Source organism: Sphingomonas sp. Leaf23 (assembly GCF_001421585.1).
Lineage (GTDB): Bacteria > Pseudomonadota > Alphaproteobacteria > Sphingomonadales > Sphingomonadaceae > Sphingomonas.
This window is the reverse complement of the sequence record NZ_LMKR01000008.1, coordinates 32,296-47,258: the sequence shown is the minus strand read 5'-3', so window position 1 is coordinate 47,258 and position 14,963 is coordinate 32,296. Positions and strand designations below refer to the sequence as shown.

Below are 14,963 nucleotides of genomic sequence, written 5' to 3'. Positions count from 1 at the left end.
GTAGTCCGGTCGGCATTCGCCGTGTTGAAATGGGCCGTAGCGACGAGAATTGGCGAGACGTTGGTCGACCTTGAGCTACATTCCCATGGCGGGATTCGAACCCGCATCTCCCGGTTGTCCGGGTGCTCTACTCTCCGGTCTGGCACGGGATGTAGTCCCGCCGGCATTCGCCACGGCCTTCCTTCAAACCTCCGTTTCGTTGATGCGTTCTACCCAGTCGCGCGTCTGCCCGGCGGCAAAGCGCGCGATCGTGTCGAACACCGCGTCGGAGAATCCCCCGACATTCAGTATCTCCGGCCGGCCCGCCGCCTGGGTGGTCCCATGCGGCTGGATGTCGACGCAGACGAGCCGCGCCGCCGGGTTGCGGCGCTTCAACCGGTCCCATTCGCGCATCGTCTCCGTCGCGCCATGCCGCGTGGCATCGACCCATGACTCATTGTCGGAGACGATGACCACCAGGTCGACCTTTGCCCCCTCCCGATTGAGCCGGGCGAGCGGGGCCGATACCGTGGTGCCGCCCCCGCCCACCGCCGCCAGCCGCGCCGCGTTCACGGCGAGACGGGCATGGGGATCGAGCGTGCAATTGACGACATCGACGGCGAACGGCAGCACGCGTGCATGGCCGTTGGTCCGCAGCATCGCCGAGGCGACCAGCGCCGCCACATCGACACAGCGCACCGTCGTCGACGCGCCCTTGCGATAGCCGGTTACCGGCGACTGCATCGAACCCGACACATCCGGACAGACCACGACGTTGCCCGGCACCACCGGTACGCTTGCCAGCGACGCCTCCAGCGCCGTCTCCAGCGCGGCCTGCACCGCCAGCGGCACCCCGCCCCCTACCGATCGCAGCGCGACCAGCAATTGGTAGGGCAATGCCCCCGGTGCCGGTACGGCCAGCCGCGCTGCGACAGCCTCGGTCACCCCCGGCACTCCGAATGCGCCGCTCCGCGCCAGCGTGTTGAGATTGATCCGGAGCGCCTGCCACCCCATCCGTGTCGCCAGTTCGCCCCATTGCTCCGCGCACAGCGGAAAGGCGGTCAGCCACTGAAACGGCACGGGCGGCAGCGGCAACGTGGTATCGCGCTTCCACGCCTCGAAGGCGGCGATCTCCACCGGCAAGGCGGCAAGGTCGTACGGCTTGCCGATCAGCCAGCCATAGAAGGCGCGCCGCGTCGCATCGGCCGGCTTCGGATGCACCATGCGGACGATATCGGCGAGGCTCGGGTCGTTGCCGGTCGCCGCCGCCATCAGATCGCGCATCGACGCCCGCTCAAGCCACTGCGTCACCAGCCGCTTCGGCCGCGTGCCGAGCGACGTCCGCCCGACCTGCCCCGAACGCAGGATCTGCACATAGCTGCGCAGCATCCGTCCGGTGTCGACGACCTGCCCGAACACCGGCACCGCAAGGTCCGGATCGGCAATCGTCAGATAGGCGGCCAACAGCGCCGGCATGTCCTTCATCGCCCCCGCCCGCCGCGCATAGATCGCGGCCTTCGCAACGAACATCGGATCGCAGGCCCGCGCCGCCGCCAGCGCCTCGACAAGATGCTGCTCGGCAGGCGCGTAGAAGCTGTCGGCCAGCGTGCCGGTTGAGACAAGCTGCGCCAGTTTCGCCTCCGGGCCATAGGCATAGGCCGCCGCCCCTGCGCGGTTCAATGCGTCGGTGCGCGGCAACAGCCGCGCCACCGCGCTTGCGAACAATCCTCTGTTGGCCATCGTCCAACTCCCTTCAAAATCCGGTCAGGGCGGCAGTTCGACCTGCGACATCCTGCTCCCAAAGCAGGCGCGCTTCGCGGACTGGGCCACGCCCTGTTCGCTTTGGGGGCGGTCGGCCCATTCCGACCGCCCCTGCCGCGCATCGGGCCGTTCGATACCATGCGACCCGATGCCGAATACTTTGCGAGAGACGTGCCAACTTCCCCCAGACAACCAAAATTACCTATAATATCGTTTATTTTCAGATTTTTATTGGATTAACGGGCAGATCGAACGTATCGGCGGCCGGAAAGCTGGCTACCGGATAAACGATCGACAGCAATCGTATTTTATCCCATAGGATAGACATGCGCCCAACGACCGTTATCGGCTTTCTCGGCTCCACGCTCGACGCGAGCAAGTTCGGCCCGTCCCGCTGGTCCAAGTGGCGACCAACCGTCGGCCTGACGATGCACGAGGATTTGCGGGTCGACCGGCTGGTCCTGCTGCATGGCACGCGTCACGAGCGACTGGCCCATTATGTCGCCGAGGATATCGCCTCGGTTTCCCCCGAAACGCGGGTGGAGCCGCATGTCCTCGACTTCACCGATCCGTGGGATTTCGAGGAGGTGTACGGCAAGCTGCTCGACTTCGCGCGGGCCTATCCGTTTGATCCGGAAAGCGAAGATTATCTCATCCACATCACCACCGGCACGCACGTCGCGCAAATCTGCCTGTTCCTGCTGAGCGAGGCGCATTACCTGCCCGGTCGCCTGCTCCAGACACAGCCCAGCCGGGGCGGGGGCAGCGCAGCGGGCAACTGGAACGCGATCGACCTGGACCTGTCGCGCTACGACAGCATCGCCACGCGCTTCGCCGCCGACCGCGCCGAAGGCACCAGCTTCCTGAAATCGGGGATCGACACGCGCAACACCGCCTTCAACGCGATGATCGACGAGATAGAACAGGTCGCGATCCGCAGCCGCGCGCCGCTGTTGCTGATGGGGCCGACCGGGGCGGGCAAGAGCCAGCTCGCCCGGCGCATCTACGAATTGAAGCGCCTGAAACGGCAGGTGAAGGGCCCGCTGGTGGAGGTGAATTGCGCGACGCTGAAGGGGGACAGCGCGATGTCGGCGCTGTTCGGCCATCGCAAGGGCGCGTTCACCGGCGCTGCCGCCGATCGCGCGGGCCTGCTGCGCACCGCCGATACCGGCGTCTTGTTCCTTGACGAGATCGGCGAACTGGGCCTCGACGAACAGGCGATGATCCTGCGCGCGATCGAGGACAAGCGCTTCCTGCCGGTCGGCGCCGACCGCGAGGTCGAAAGCGAATTTCAGCTGATCGCTGGCACCAATCGCAACCTTGCCGCCTGCGTGGCGGAGGGCAATTTTCGCGACGACCTGTATGCCCGGCTCAACCTCTGGACCTTCGCCCTCCCCAGCCTTGCCGAGCGGCGCGAGGATATCGCCCCCAATCTCGACTATGAACTCGATCGCCATGCCGAGCGCGAGGGCGATCGCATCACCTTCAACAAGGAAGCGCGCGACCGTTATCTCGACTTCGCGACCAGCGGCCAGGCGCGCTGGCCCGGCAACTTTCGCGACTTGGCGGCCAGCGTGACGCGCATGGCGACCTTCAGCCCGGAAGGCCGGATCAACGTGGAGTGCGTCACGACCGAGATCGCACGCCTGCAACGGCTATGGCGCGGCGGAACCGAAGCACCCGACCCGTTGACCGGCCTGTTGACCGCCGGGCAGCTGGAGGCGCTCGACCCGTTCGATCGCGTTCAGCTGGCCCATGTCGTCGAAACCTGCCGCGCCAGCCGGTCGCTGTCCGACGCCGGCCGCACGCTTTTCGCGGCGTCGCGTCGCCAGCGAAGCTCGACCAACGATGCCGATCGCCTGCGCAAATATCTCGCGCGGTTCGATCTTAGCTGGGCGCACATTGTCGACTGACTCCGGTTCGCTCACCCAAACAACGACATCTCTTCAAAATCATCTTGTACCGATCGGTATAGCTGTGTACCTATCAGTACAAGATCAGCGCAGGCGCCCCGCGCCAACGCGTGTCACGACCGGAAAGGAAGCGAGATGTCCCGTCCACCCCTGCCCCCCTTCACCCACGACAGCGCCGTCGAAAAGGTTCGGCTGGCGGAGGATGGCTGGAACACCCGCGACGCGGCAAGGGTCTCGCTCGCCTACACGCCGGATACCCGCTGGCGGAACCGGGTCGAGTTCGCCGCCAATCGCGACGAGGCTAAGGCTTTCCTGACCCGCAAGTGGAACAGGGAACATGACTATCGGCTCATCAAGGAATTATGGGCCTTTACCGGCAACCGTATCGCCGTCCGCTATGCCTATGAATATCGCGACGACAATGGGCAGTGGTTCCGCGCCTATGGCAACGAGAACTGGCTTTTCGCCGAAGACGGGCTGATGGCGAACCGCCATGCCAGCATCAACGAAATGCCGATCGCCGAGTCCGATCGCAAGTTCCGCTGGCCGCTTGGCCGCCGTCCCGACGACCACCCGTCGCTGAGCGATCTCGACCTGTGAGGGCAAAGCGCGTCCTCACCGATCGGCAAAGCGCCCTGCCCGCGCTCGCCGAGGCGTTTCGCGAACATGGCTATGACGGCGCGAGCCTGGCCGTGCTGACGCAGGCGACGGGCCTGGGCAAAGGCAGCCTCTACAACTTCTTTCCCGGCGGGAAGGAGGAGATGATGGCGGCGGTGCTCGACGATATCGACCGCTGGTTTACCGAGGCGATCTTTCGGCCGCTAGAGGACACGACCGACCCGGCAACCGCCATCGCGGCGATGTTCGATGTCGTTAGCACCTATTTCCTGTCCGGCAGGCGGGTGTGCGTCATCGGCAGCCTTGGCCTGAACGCCGCCGGGGAGGTCTTTGCCGCGCGGGTGCGGCAGTATTTCGCGCGCTGGATCGGGGCCGTCGCCCGCTGCCTCGAACGGGGCGGCGTCCCACCTGCCCTGGCGATCGAGCTTGCCGAGGAGGCGGTGTCGGGAATCCAGGGCGCGATCGTCCTGACCCGCGCGCTGGGCGACGAAGCGGCCTTTCGGCGGGTCGTCGACCGGCTTCGATCGTCGCTGCTCGCCGCGCTCGATCGCGGCGGTTGAGCGACGAAGGGGTCGGCCGCATCGGTAGCCGGCCGAACCGCTCCAAGGAGACATGCATCCCATGGCACAGACGTTCCTGAAGACCATGTTCGGCCCGGGGTCGCGCGCGTTGCAGGCGCTGGACGGCTCGCGCGCGTCCTATGCGCGGATGGAGGCGCAGGCGGGCGAGGCCGACCTGCTGACCGACCGGGAAGCGGACTTCATCGCCGCGCGCGACAGCTTCTACATGGCCAGCATCAGCGAGGAAGGTTGGCCTTACCTGCAGCATCGCGGCGGGCCGCCGGGGTTCCTGCGCCGGTTGTCGGGCAACCGGATCGGCTTTGCCGATTATCAGGGCAATCGGCAGTTCCTGTCGATCGCGAACGTGGCGCGCGACGACCGGATATGCCTGTTCCTGATCGATTATCCGACGCGGCGCAGGCTGAAACTGATCGGACACGCGCACACCAGCGACGACCCCGAACAGGTCGCGGCGCTGATGCCGCCCGGATATGCGGCCAGGGGCGAACGGGCGTTCGTCATCGATATTGTCGGGTTCGACTGGAATTGTCCGCAGCACATCATGCCCCGCTTTACGGCCGCCTCGGTCGAGGCGGCAACGCAACCCCTCCACGAAGAGATCGCCCGCCTGCGGGACCGGATTTCCGCTTTGCAAGGAGCACGACCATGACCGACAAGCTGACGATCGGCGTCCACCATGTCGGGCTGACCGTGCCGGATATCGATCAGGCGCGCCGGTTCTTCTGTGACGTGCTGGGCTTCGATGTCGTCGGCGGGAAGCCGGAGTATCCCGCGGTTTTCGTGTCCGATGGCCGCATCCTGCTGACGCTGTGGCGCGCCGCCGATCCGGCTGCGGCACGCCCGTTCGACCGGCGGGCGAATATCGGACTGCACCATTTGTCGCTGGCGGTCGCGGACGATGCCGCGCTCGACGCGGCATGGGCGCGGGTGGGTGCGCATGCCGATGTGGTCGTCGATGTTCCGCCCGTTGCGATGCAGCCGGGATCGGCGACCCGGCATTTCATCGTGTTCATTCCGGGCGGCATCCGACTGGAATTCGCGACCCCCTTCGTGCCGGATTGAAGGGGGATGCGGTGCCCGTCATTTTGCTCGCATGGATAGCCTTCACGCCCACCAACCGAACGGGTGCGACCGATTTTGTGCCGTGATCCAGATGTTCGGATTGTAGACTGGCTGGGGCGGCAGGACCGTCACGCCAATAGATTAACCATCTAAGCCCATGTTTTGTCGTGGGATCATCTGAGGCTCGTTAATCAGGATAACCATGCACTGGTCGCATGGAAAGGCATCGGACTTAAAAAATCCACGGCGGCCGGCGACTGTTCAAAATTGACCTGATCTGCTGATACCAACGCGGTAACTCTCGCCAACCCTGCCCGCTTGCCGACCGATCCCAGCCGAGGCCATTCCGTAGCGGCGCTCGACTTCAGGTCACCCGCCTATTTCCCCGATACTCCATGTCCCATGGAGCATTTGGGGAACAGGAACCGACAGGACTGAGCAGACGCGACCGAAACGCAACTCTTCTCTTCGCATGTTCGTTTGCGAAAAAGGGGCGCCTCAGATCGATGACACAATGATATAGGCCCCAATCGCAATCACCGCGGCGGCGAATCCACGTTCAAGCAATCCCTTGCGGGTCCCAAGAACCTGACCTAGCGCGATGCCGCCGATCGTCCCGACGATACCGCCCACGACTAGCAGCGCCGTCACGCCCCAATCCACGAGTCCCGACATGGCATAGGAGGTGGCGGTCGTCAGCCCCAGCACGCTGACAACGACCAGCGACGTGCCGATCGCGAACGGCAGCGGCATCGCGGTCGCCAGGATCAGCCCCGGCACGATCAGGAACCCGCCCCCGATGCCGAAGAACCCGGCGGCAAGCCCGACGCCCAGCCCGATCGGGATCAGGCGCGGCAGCAGCGTAATGGCGCTGTCACGGGTCAGGCGCACATTGGGCGCTTCCGCCGTCCGATGCTTGCGCAGCATCGACAGCCCGACGCCGATCATCAGCAGCCCGAACAGGACGAGCAGCCGCTTGCCGTCGAACGCCTTGCCCAGTTCCGCTCCCAGCGCCGCGCCGATCATTCCCGACACCGCGAACACGCCGGCGCAACGCCATTTCACCCGGCCGGCGCGGGCATGGCCGATCAGGCTGGCCAACGCGTTGAACGTGACGGCCACCGCCGCCGTTCCGATCGCAGCGTGCGGCGATCCGACCCCGACGACATAGATCAGGAGCGGCACGGCGAGGATCGACCCGCCCCCGCCGACGAGGCCAAGGATCAGGCCGATCACCCCGCCCGATGCGAGCGCGGCGAGGGTGGCGGCAGTGCCCATGTCCGCCTCAGGCCGCCGCGCGCCGGTTCCACGGCAGGACGCGCAGCAGCTTGGCCATGCCGCACCACCCCGTCACGCCGGCGAACATCAGCCCCGCCCCCACGAACGCCGGCAGCCAAAAGAAGCCGGGCGCCACGAACGTGCCAAGCAGCACGCCGGTCAGCACCAGCGCACCGGCAGTAATCTGGACCTGCCGCATGATTGCCAGCGGTTGCGATCGATCGGCGACGGTTGGTTGTCCTGTCTGCCGCCACGCATCGATGCCGCCCCCAAGGATGTAAGCGGGTGCGCCACCCGCTGCTGCGCCAAGCTGCGCGGCATTGGCGGCGGTACGCATCCCCGACTTGCAGTGGAAGACGACCGGGCGGCCGTCACGCGGCAGATCGCCGATCCGGTCGAGCGGCACGTTGATCGCGCCGGGGATGCGCTCGCGCGCATGTTCATCGCCCCCGCGAATGTCGATCAGGCGCGCACCGGCATCGATCGCGGCGCGGGTGTCGGCGGGGGAAAGGGTCGCAAGCGTCATCGCATCAATCCTTGCAATAGAGCTGATAAAGGGTGGCGAGCAGCGTTTCGACGCGGGCGTCCGCAATGGCGTACCAGAGCGTCTGGCTCTCCCGCCGGTAGGTGACGAGGCCTTCGTCGCGCATCTTTGCTAGGTGCTGCGAGCAGGCCGATTGCGACAGGCCGACATCACGCGCCAGATCGCCGACCGTCACCTCGCCATGCTCGACCAGCTTGCACAGCAGCATCAGTCGACGCGCATTGCCGATCGCCTTCAGCATGTCGGCCACCTGTCCGGCCTTCGCCTCGAATGTCGCCAAGTCCATTGGCTTGAGCATCATTGCCACTCCATTAGGTATTGCTTATGTAGCATCATCTAATATATTAGCAAGCCCTAACGGAGGACATCATGACCCAACCTTTCATCGAGGCGTTTTTCGACGAGCCGACGAACACGATCAGCTACCTCGTCGGCGACCCTGCAACGCGGATCGCAGCGATAATCGATCCGGTGCTCGACTTCGACTTGGCGAGCGGCGTCGCCGACACCCGCTCGGCCGAGCGGATCGTCGCCTTCGCCCGCGCGCAGGACTGGCGGATCGCGATGGTGCTGGAGACGCACGCCCATGCCGACCATCTGTCGGCCGCTCCCTTCATCAAGACGCATAGCGGCGCATGGATCGGGATCGGCGCGCATATCCGCGACGTGCAGAAAATCTTCCGTCCCGTGTTCGCGATGGATGACTTGAAGACCGACGGATCGGACTTCGACCGGCTGTTCGAGGATGGCGATCGCTTCGCGATCGGCGCGCTTGAGGTCGAGGTGCTGCACGTCCCCGGCCATACTCCGGCCGATATCGCCTATCGAATCGGCGATGCGGCGTTCGTCGGTGATACGCTGTTCATGCCCGACTATGGCACCGCCCGCGCCGACTTCCCCGGCGGGGATGCGCGGATGCTCTATCGCTCGATCCGTCGCCTGCTGGCGTTACCCGACGCGACGCGGCTGTTCCTGTGCCACGACTACAAGGCGCCGGGTCGCGACGACTATCGCTGGGAGACAACCGTGGGCGAGCAGCGACGGTCGAGCGTTCACGTCCATGACGGCGTAAGCGAGGAAGATTTCGTCGCCATGCGGGAGCAGCGCGATGCCGGGCTGTCCGTGCCGAAGCTCCTGCTGCCCTCGATCCAGGTCAACATCCGCGCGGGCCATTTCGAACCGGCCGAGGCGAACGGCGTCACCTACCTGCGTATCCCGGTGAAGTGCCGCGATGGCTGAGGTTCCGCGATCCAGTGTCCAATCGGCGGATCGGCGCTGAGGGGAAAGACGCTGCCTGCCCGTACACCCATGTGCCGACGGCTAGAAGGAGAACATGACCGAGGCGTAGCCGGAACTGACATCGCGCGGGTCGGGTGCGTTAGGCGCTTCGCGCAGAAACCGCCCCTTGAACAGCCGCGCATAGCCGAGATCGAGCGCGAGGATATCCGCGACCAGGTCATATTCGACCTGCAGCTGCATCTGCTGCCCGGCGTTGCGCCCGGCGCGCCCGGTAGCGTCGCGCACGTCGCTGTTGCTGAAACGATCGACCGCACTGGCGAGGCGGAGCAGGCGGTAATCGCCCATCACCGACAGCCCGCCTGTCGGGGCAGCCTTCAGCCGTACGCCGGGAGAGCATGTTCGACCGGTCCGCCGCGCCGAACAATTCCGTCGGCCCGAATTCGAACCGTCGGGCGCCGTACAGCGTGTCGAACCGTCCGATCCGATCCTCCCGCCTGTTGCCGGTATAATAGTCGAAGAATGCGGTCAGCTCGGGTTTCCATCCGCCTGTAAAGCGATAGCCAATGTCGCCATGGAAACCATAGGCCTCGACCGGCACGACCGGTTTCCACTTTCCGGACTGCCGTCGCGCGCGCGTCCATATTGCGCCATTGCCTCGACTTCGAACGTCATGCCCTGGTCGGCCCGGGCGAACAGGCGCACCCCCGGCGTGAACAGTCGCCGGTCGCTGCGATCCGCCTGGCTTTCGCCGCGTTCGAGCAGACCATAAGCATAGGTTTCGAGACGGATTTCGCCGCCGAGAGGCAGGCGGTTGAAGGCGCCGAACAGTTGCAGGTCGGTATTCTCGCGATCCCATTGCGGCCGGTTGTGCCGGATCGCGGTGGTGCCGGTCGGCAACCGGACGGTAGGCATGGTCCAGAAAGCGACGAATGCGCGATCGTCGTCTCCCTCGCGCGTCAGCCGCAGCCCGGTGAACGACGTTGCCGAGGTCCGAAACCCCTGCCGCGCGACGAGCCGTTCGGACCCCAGTTGCATCGTCATCCGACCGGCCTTCAGATAGCTGGTACTACCGCTACCCAGTGCCTCGCCAAGATCGCCCTGGGCATAATATTGCGAAAACTCGAGCGCATTCACAACATCGGTCCCGACCGACGATCCGCGCCGCTGGAAATAGGCGCGGGCGTCGTGGAATTCCGCACCAAACCGCACCGGCCCGGCCCGGCATCATATTCGGCGAACAGCGTCGTGCGCAGCGCCAGCACCTGATCGCGGTTGACCGCGTCCTCGCGAAACTGACCGTCGATCGCCTCGAACCGGGCACGGACGCTGCCCGACAGGTGCCAGTTATCGGGCGCGCCGACCGCTTCGTGCAGCAGACCGTCCTCGGTGATCTGCGCCACCGCTGCGGATGGCATGGCTACCGTCAGCAGCGCCAGCAATCCAAAGGATGTGATGTTGGCCAGTTTGCGCACGCCTGCTCCCGTCGGCGAGCTGGTTCCATGCGGCGCTTCTTCGAAGTCCCGCCCGCCATCCGGCTTGAAATATCGACCTTGCCGATCGATCCACCGCACGGCGCATGTCAGGGGCGACGTTGCTCCTCGTCATATTCCTGCAAGACCTCCTTCACGTCGCGGCGGTCCTCGCGCGATACGGATTCGGGGCGCTTGCTGTCCGCAGGCCGTCCGGTCAGGCACAGGCGGGCATGGACCGGCAGATGGTCGGAGCCGACATCCTCCAGCACCGCCACATCACGCACCGCAAATTCCGGCGTAACGAACAGATGATCGAGCGGCCAACCAAGCAGCGGTGTTCGTGCCGGAAAGGTGGCGAACGTGCCGCGCCCGATGCGCGGATCGAGATAGCCGCCGACGCGCTTGAACAGCTGTGATGTGTGCGACCATGCCACGTCATTGAAATCGCCGATCGCTAGAACCGGCAGTCTGGTGCGGGCAGCGCGCCGTGCCGAAATCGCTATTTCGGCGTCGCGTGCTTCGGTATCCTGTCCTGGCAAAAGTTGGCCGGGGATGCAACGCAACCAACCGGAACGGGTCCCCCGCCGTCATTTCGGCATGCATTGACGGCGTGTTCTTTTCGGCGATCGTTTCGATGCTGGCGTCGCGCATCGGCAGCCGGGTCGCCAGGATCATACCATAGGTGTTGCCGAGAGGGCGTTCGAGCCGGTTTAAATAGCGTGCCAGTTGCGGTGCCAGCGCCGCTGCCCAGCGCTTGTCGGTTTCCATCAGCAACAGGAGGTCGGGGCGGACCCGATCGATCAACTGTGCCGTCCGGCGATATTCGCGATTTGATTCAAGGACGTTCAGCGAGAGTATACTGAAGCAACGATCCGGTAAGGCGGAACCGACTTTCGCGAACGCCAATTCCGTTCGGGCGAGCGGCGTATAGGGATAGATGCGATATAGCTGCCACCCCGCAGCGACCGCGCAGCACAGTGCGACCCAGCGCCCAACCCGTCGATCCAGCCACAGTGCCGCCCCTCCGGCGAACAGCAGTGCCACGAGGATCTGGACTCGCGGGAAATCCCAGATCCTGATCCACCATTCATTCGATTCGACGATGCTGAGCGCGGTGACCAGGATCAGCAATCCGGCAAGGGCGCGGACGAGATAGACGAGAATGCGCATGGCAGGATTCCAGAGGTGGCGCGGTCGAACGGCGATCGGGCCGCTGCATCGTTCAGAACGGAAAGAAGACCGGGATCGTCACGATCGCAACGGCGAAGGTGATGAGGTTCAGGGGCAGGCCGACCTTCACGAAGTCCATGTAGCGATAGCCGCCCATCTGGTAGACGATGACGTTGGTCTGGTATCCGAACGGCGTCGCGAACGCGGCGCTGCCCGCCATCATCACCGCGACCAGGAACGGGCGGGGGCTGACGCCGAGGCTCTCCGCCAGCGCGACCGCGATCGGCGTGACCAGAACGGCCACGGTCGCATTCGACAACAACTCGGTCAGCACCATCGTCACGCCGTACAGCACGATCAGCGCGGTCAGCGGTCCGAACTCCCGCATCGATCCCACGAGCGCCCCGGTCGCCGTCGCGGCGAGGCCGCTTTGCTCCATCGCCAGCCCGATGACGACCATGCCGGCGATCAGGATCAGTATCTGCGGCCGCAACCCGCCATAAGCCTCGTCGGCGGTGATGACGCGCAGCAGGATCAGCAGCACGGCCCCGGCAAAGGTCGATGCGGCAATCGGCGCGATGCCGGCGGCGGCCACGGCGATCGCGCCGGCGAAGACGGCGAACGCGATCGCCGCCTTGGCAGGTTGAAAGACGCGATGTTCCGCGAACAGCGTCGGATCGCCGACCTGGGCGTTCGGTACGTCGACGTCGCGTCGGTCGGGAACCGGGCTGTCATCGGCGATGCTGCCGCGCATCAGCTTGCCACTGAACAGGAACAGGTAGATCGCGCCCGCCAGCGCGATCGGCAGACCCACGGGGGTGATCTCGAAGATGCCGAAGCGCGGTTGCCCGGCATTGCGCGCCATGTCGTCGACCAGCAGGTTTGTCGACGTTCCGATCAGGGTGCAGCAGCCAGTCAGCACCGTAATGTACGACAGCGGCATCAGATAACGTTTGGGCGGCAGTTTCAGGGCGGTCGCGACATCGCGCACGACCGGCGCGCCCAGCACGACGATCGGCGTGCTGTTGAGGAAACAGGACGCGACTCCGATCGCACCCAGCATCAACCAGATGCCGGCCGACCCCAGCCGCTTGCACATCCTGACCGCCGCCTCGATCGCGCGGTCGAGCAGGCCGGACAGTTCGAGGGCATAGGCGATGACGAACAGCGAGGCGAGCGCGATGATCGCCGGGCTGGCGAAGGCGCTCTGCACGTCGATCGGCCGCACGACGCCGGCAATCAGCAAGACGGCCGCACCGCTCAGCGCCACGACGTCCGAGCGTACCTTGTCCCAGATCAGCGCCGCGACGACCAGCACCAGCACCAAGAGCGTCAGCACCTGATCGAAGGTCACGCGGGTATCGCCCGGGCAGAGGAAATGCCGTGATCGGGCAGCACGTCCGGGATTACATCGTCGGATGTCATGGCCTTGGGTATGCCAATTTGGCGGGCTTTGCTATCGGTGGTGTATGAACGAGCCAACCTTGCGGAACAGCCGGCTTGCGCTGGCAGGCGGCCTGGCGATTGCCTTCGCGGTCGGCGGAACCGGGTTCCTGATCGGGCGGGGCACATCCCCGCGCGAGGTCGCGCCGCCCGCCGCTGCACCGGTCGCGACGGCACCTGCGGTTGTCCAACCGGCGCCCTCGCTGCCCGACCCACGCGATATCGTCAAAACCCGTGCCGACCTGATCGCACTGGCATCGCAAGCATCGGATGCGCTTGCATCGGGCCGCCCGCTGCCGAAAGCGGCGGCCGATCTGGCAGGGCAGCGGTTCGAATTGCGGCTTCCCTTCGGATGTCGCGGGCCTTCCGATGCGGACAGCGACAGCCCGATGCGCTGGCGCTACGATGCCGAGGCAAAGGCGCTGCGGGTCCATGTCGCGCCAGTCGTCTGGAACGGCGCGGATCTAGGCGCGTCGGAGGATGGATCGGTGATCGGCACGATCGCGGAAGGGTTCTGGATTCCACGCCCGTGGACGGCGAGCGAAACCTGCCCGGCGGCGCAGGACAGCGCCGCGCCCACCGGCGCCGATGCGGTCACCCTGCCAGGACAGACATTGGCGGTCGCCCAATTTGCCGATGGTGCCGGGCAAGGGCTGCGCGATGGAAAGCCCTACGAGACCGTAGTGCGCGCGGACCCGGACGAGGTGCCCGCGGATCAGGGTCTGCAACTTCGCCTGCGCGGCAGGATCGGCGGAACGGCGGATCGATCGCCCGTGGCCTGTCGACAACCCGCCGGCCCCGAGCAGCGCCCGATCTGCGTCATCGCGGTGACGCTGGACGATGTAGCGATCGACAACCCGCAAACCGGCAAGACGCTGGCCACCTGGAGCGCCGATCGGGCTAGCCTGCCCGATCGATAGGGCAAAGCGGGTTACCGACTGGCCGCGGCGATCACCGCCCGCGTGACATCGCCCATCAGACGCATCCGCGCCGGAATGGGCTGGCGCGTGCTCGCGATCATCACGGCAAGCGCATAACGATGCCCGTCCGGCGCCACGAGCAGACCGACGTCGTTATAGCCGGTAGACAATTTGCCGAGATCCTGCCCGGTCCCGGTCTTGTGTGCGAGCGTCCAACCGGGGCGAAGGCCGGACTTCAGGCGTAGCGGACCGGTCTTGCTCGCTCGCATCAGCGTCAGCAGCGATGTGGTCGACCGGTCGCTCAGCAGCCGGCCCTGCGCCAGCAACGATAGTCCAAGCGTCACGCCATTGGCCGATGCGCCGTCCAGCGGCGCTTCGAGATAGCGGCGCAGCGCCTTGTCCCGCGCCGCATAGGTCAAGGCGGCGCGCGCCTGCAGGAACCCCCAGCCACCAGCCCATTCGGGACGCCACGCCAGCCCGGCGGTACGCGCCTGCAACTGCCGTTCGCCGGGACCGAAGCGAACGCCGGCAACACGCTTGTCCTTCAACATCCGATTGACGGCTGCGGGACCGCCAATCCGCCACAGGAGGACGTCGTTGGCCGTGTTGTCGCTGCGCGTCATGGCCCCGCGCAACAGATCGCCGACCGTGGTCCTGTAGCCGGCCTTGCCCACCACCGTCCGGATCGGTTGGTGGAACACGGTCAGATCGGCGCGGGTGACGGTCACCGGATCAACAAGCGACATGCGTTTGCGGTCGATCGTATCCATGACCCCGATGGCGACCCATAGCTTGCTGACGCTCTGCTGCGGACGCGGGATGTCGCCCTGCCAGTCGACGACCCAGTTTTCGTCGATATCGCGCACGCTGATGCCCACTTGGCCTTCGAAACCTGCGCCTAGTGCTTGCACGGCGTTCAGCAGGTCCGCCGATGGCTGCGGTCGGGCGACGACCAACGGCGCTTCGGGAATGACGGATGCGGG

The 14,963-nt window shown here is 65.6% G+C and carries 16 protein-coding genes, 1 tRNA gene and 1 pseudogene; 7 read left to right on the top strand and 11 right to left on the bottom strand.

The window, feature by feature from the left end; genetic code table 11:
- Positions 1–183: 183 nt before the first annotated feature.
- On the bottom strand, positions 184–1,719 hold the full coding sequence (locus ASE67_RS17525; RefSeq protein WP_055764314.1) for an RNA-binding protein: 1,536 nt from the start codon (positions 1,717–1,719) through the stop codon (positions 184–186).
- A gap of 24 nt (positions 1,720–1,743) precedes the next feature.
- Positions 1,744–1,815 (bottom strand) — tRNA-Pro (locus tag ASE67_RS17520).
- 251 nt (positions 1,816–2,066) lie between these two features.
- Between ASE67_RS17520 and rtcR the strand changes: the two genes are divergently transcribed.
- From rtcR to ASE67_RS17495, 5 genes are all read left to right on the top strand, one after another.
- Entirely contained in the window at positions 2,067–3,653 is a 1,587-nt protein-coding gene (gene rtcR / locus ASE67_RS17515) for an RNA repair transcriptional activator RtcR (protein WP_055764311.1), read from the top strand.
- 135 nt (positions 3,654–3,788) lie between these two features.
- Complete coding sequence (locus ASE67_RS17510) at positions 3,789–4,253, top strand: nuclear transport factor 2 family protein (RefSeq protein WP_055764309.1); 465 nt, start codon at positions 3,789–3,791, stop codon at positions 4,251–4,253.
- Positions 4,250–4,831, top strand: a complete 582-nt coding sequence (locus ASE67_RS17505; protein WP_055764307.1) for a TetR/AcrR family transcriptional regulator — start codon at positions 4,250–4,252, stop codon at positions 4,829–4,831. Before ASE67_RS17510 ends, ASE67_RS17505 begins: the two co-directional genes overlap by 4 nt.
- A 61-nt stretch (positions 4,832–4,892) precedes the next feature.
- The gene (locus ASE67_RS17500; RefSeq protein WP_055764368.1) at positions 4,893–5,501 is read left to right on the top strand and encodes a pyridoxamine 5'-phosphate oxidase family protein; all 609 of its coding nucleotides are present in this window, start codon (positions 4,893–4,895) and stop codon (positions 5,499–5,501) included.
- Entirely contained in the window at positions 5,498–5,914 is a 417-nt protein-coding gene (locus ASE67_RS17495; protein WP_055764304.1) for a VOC family protein, read from the top strand. The genes ASE67_RS17500 and ASE67_RS17495 overlap by 4 nt, the downstream gene beginning before the upstream one ends.
- Positions 5,915–6,412: 498 nt before the next feature.
- Here the strand turns inward: ASE67_RS17495 and ASE67_RS17490 are convergent, their stop codons facing one another.
- Genes ASE67_RS17490 through ASE67_RS17480 form a run of 3 tightly spaced genes read right to left on the bottom strand, consistent with a single transcriptional unit; the run spans position 6,413 to position 8,037 of the window.
- Positions 6,413–7,192, bottom strand: a complete 780-nt coding sequence (locus tag ASE67_RS17490) for a sulfite exporter TauE/SafE family protein (RefSeq protein WP_055764301.1) — start codon at positions 7,190–7,192, stop codon at positions 6,413–6,415.
- 7 nt (positions 7,193–7,199) lie between these two features.
- Positions 7,200–7,718, bottom strand: coding sequence for a rhodanese family protein (locus ASE67_RS17485; RefSeq protein ID WP_055764298.1), 519 nt, complete (start codon positions 7,716–7,718; stop codon positions 7,200–7,202).
- Between the two features lie 4 nt (positions 7,719–7,722).
- On the bottom strand, positions 7,723–8,037 hold the full coding sequence (locus tag ASE67_RS17480) for an ArsR/SmtB family transcription factor (protein ID WP_055764295.1): 315 nt from the start codon (positions 8,035–8,037) through the stop codon (positions 7,723–7,725).
- Between the two features lie 68 nt (positions 8,038–8,105).
- Here ASE67_RS17480 and ASE67_RS17475 point away from each other — a divergent pair, with 68 nt between their 5' ends.
- Positions 8,106–8,975: an MBL fold metallo-hydrolase gene (locus ASE67_RS17475; RefSeq protein ID WP_055764293.1), complete on the top strand. Its 870-nt coding sequence runs from the start codon at positions 8,106–8,108 to the stop codon at positions 8,973–8,975.
- A gap of 81 nt (positions 8,976–9,056) precedes the next feature.
- On the opposite strand, the gene ASE67_RS18695 is transcribed toward ASE67_RS17475, so the two are convergent.
- The 5 genes and pseudogenes from ASE67_RS18695 to ASE67_RS17445 all read right to left on the bottom strand — a co-directional run bounded on the left by ASE67_RS18695 (position 9,057) and on the right by ASE67_RS17445 (position 12,971).
- A complete protein-coding gene (locus ASE67_RS18695; protein ID WP_268795384.1) occupies positions 9,057–9,353 on the bottom strand; it encodes an alginate export family protein in 297 nt (98 codons plus the stop codon).
- A gap of 147 nt (positions 9,354–9,500) precedes the next feature.
- Positions 9,501–10,184 carry an alginate export family protein gene (locus ASE67_RS17465; RefSeq protein WP_082457256.1) on the bottom strand — a complete coding sequence of 228 codons (684 nt, stop codon included), beginning with the start codon at positions 10,182–10,184 and terminating at the stop codon, positions 9,501–9,503.
- Positions 10,106–10,447: a hypothetical protein gene (locus ASE67_RS17460; protein WP_156348706.1), complete on the bottom strand. Its 342-nt coding sequence runs from the start codon at positions 10,445–10,447 to the stop codon at positions 10,106–10,108. The genes ASE67_RS17465 and ASE67_RS17460 overlap by 79 nt, the downstream gene beginning before the upstream one ends.
- 107 nt (positions 10,448–10,554) lie before the next feature.
- Positions 10,555–11,617, bottom strand: a pseudogene (locus tag ASE67_RS17450) (endonuclease/exonuclease/phosphatase family protein).
- 52 nt (positions 11,618–11,669) lie between these two features.
- A complete protein-coding gene (locus ASE67_RS17445) occupies positions 11,670–12,971 on the bottom strand; it encodes an SLC13 family permease (RefSeq protein WP_055764274.1) in 1,302 nt (433 codons plus the stop codon).
- Positions 12,972–13,086: 115 nt separating this feature from the next.
- On the opposite strand from ASE67_RS17445, the gene ASE67_RS17440 reads away from it, so the two are divergent.
- The gene (locus ASE67_RS17440; RefSeq protein WP_055764271.1) at positions 13,087–13,980 is read left to right on the top strand and encodes a hypothetical protein; all 894 of its coding nucleotides are present in this window, start codon (positions 13,087–13,089) and stop codon (positions 13,978–13,980) included.
- Positions 13,981–13,991: 11 nt separating this feature from the next.
- On the opposite strand, the gene ASE67_RS17435 is transcribed toward ASE67_RS17440, so the two are convergent.
- On the bottom strand, positions 13,992–14,951 hold the full coding sequence (locus tag ASE67_RS17435; RefSeq protein ID WP_055764366.1) for a serine hydrolase: 960 nt from the start codon (positions 14,949–14,951) through the stop codon (positions 13,992–13,994).
- Positions 14,952–14,963: the final 12 nt, after the last annotated feature.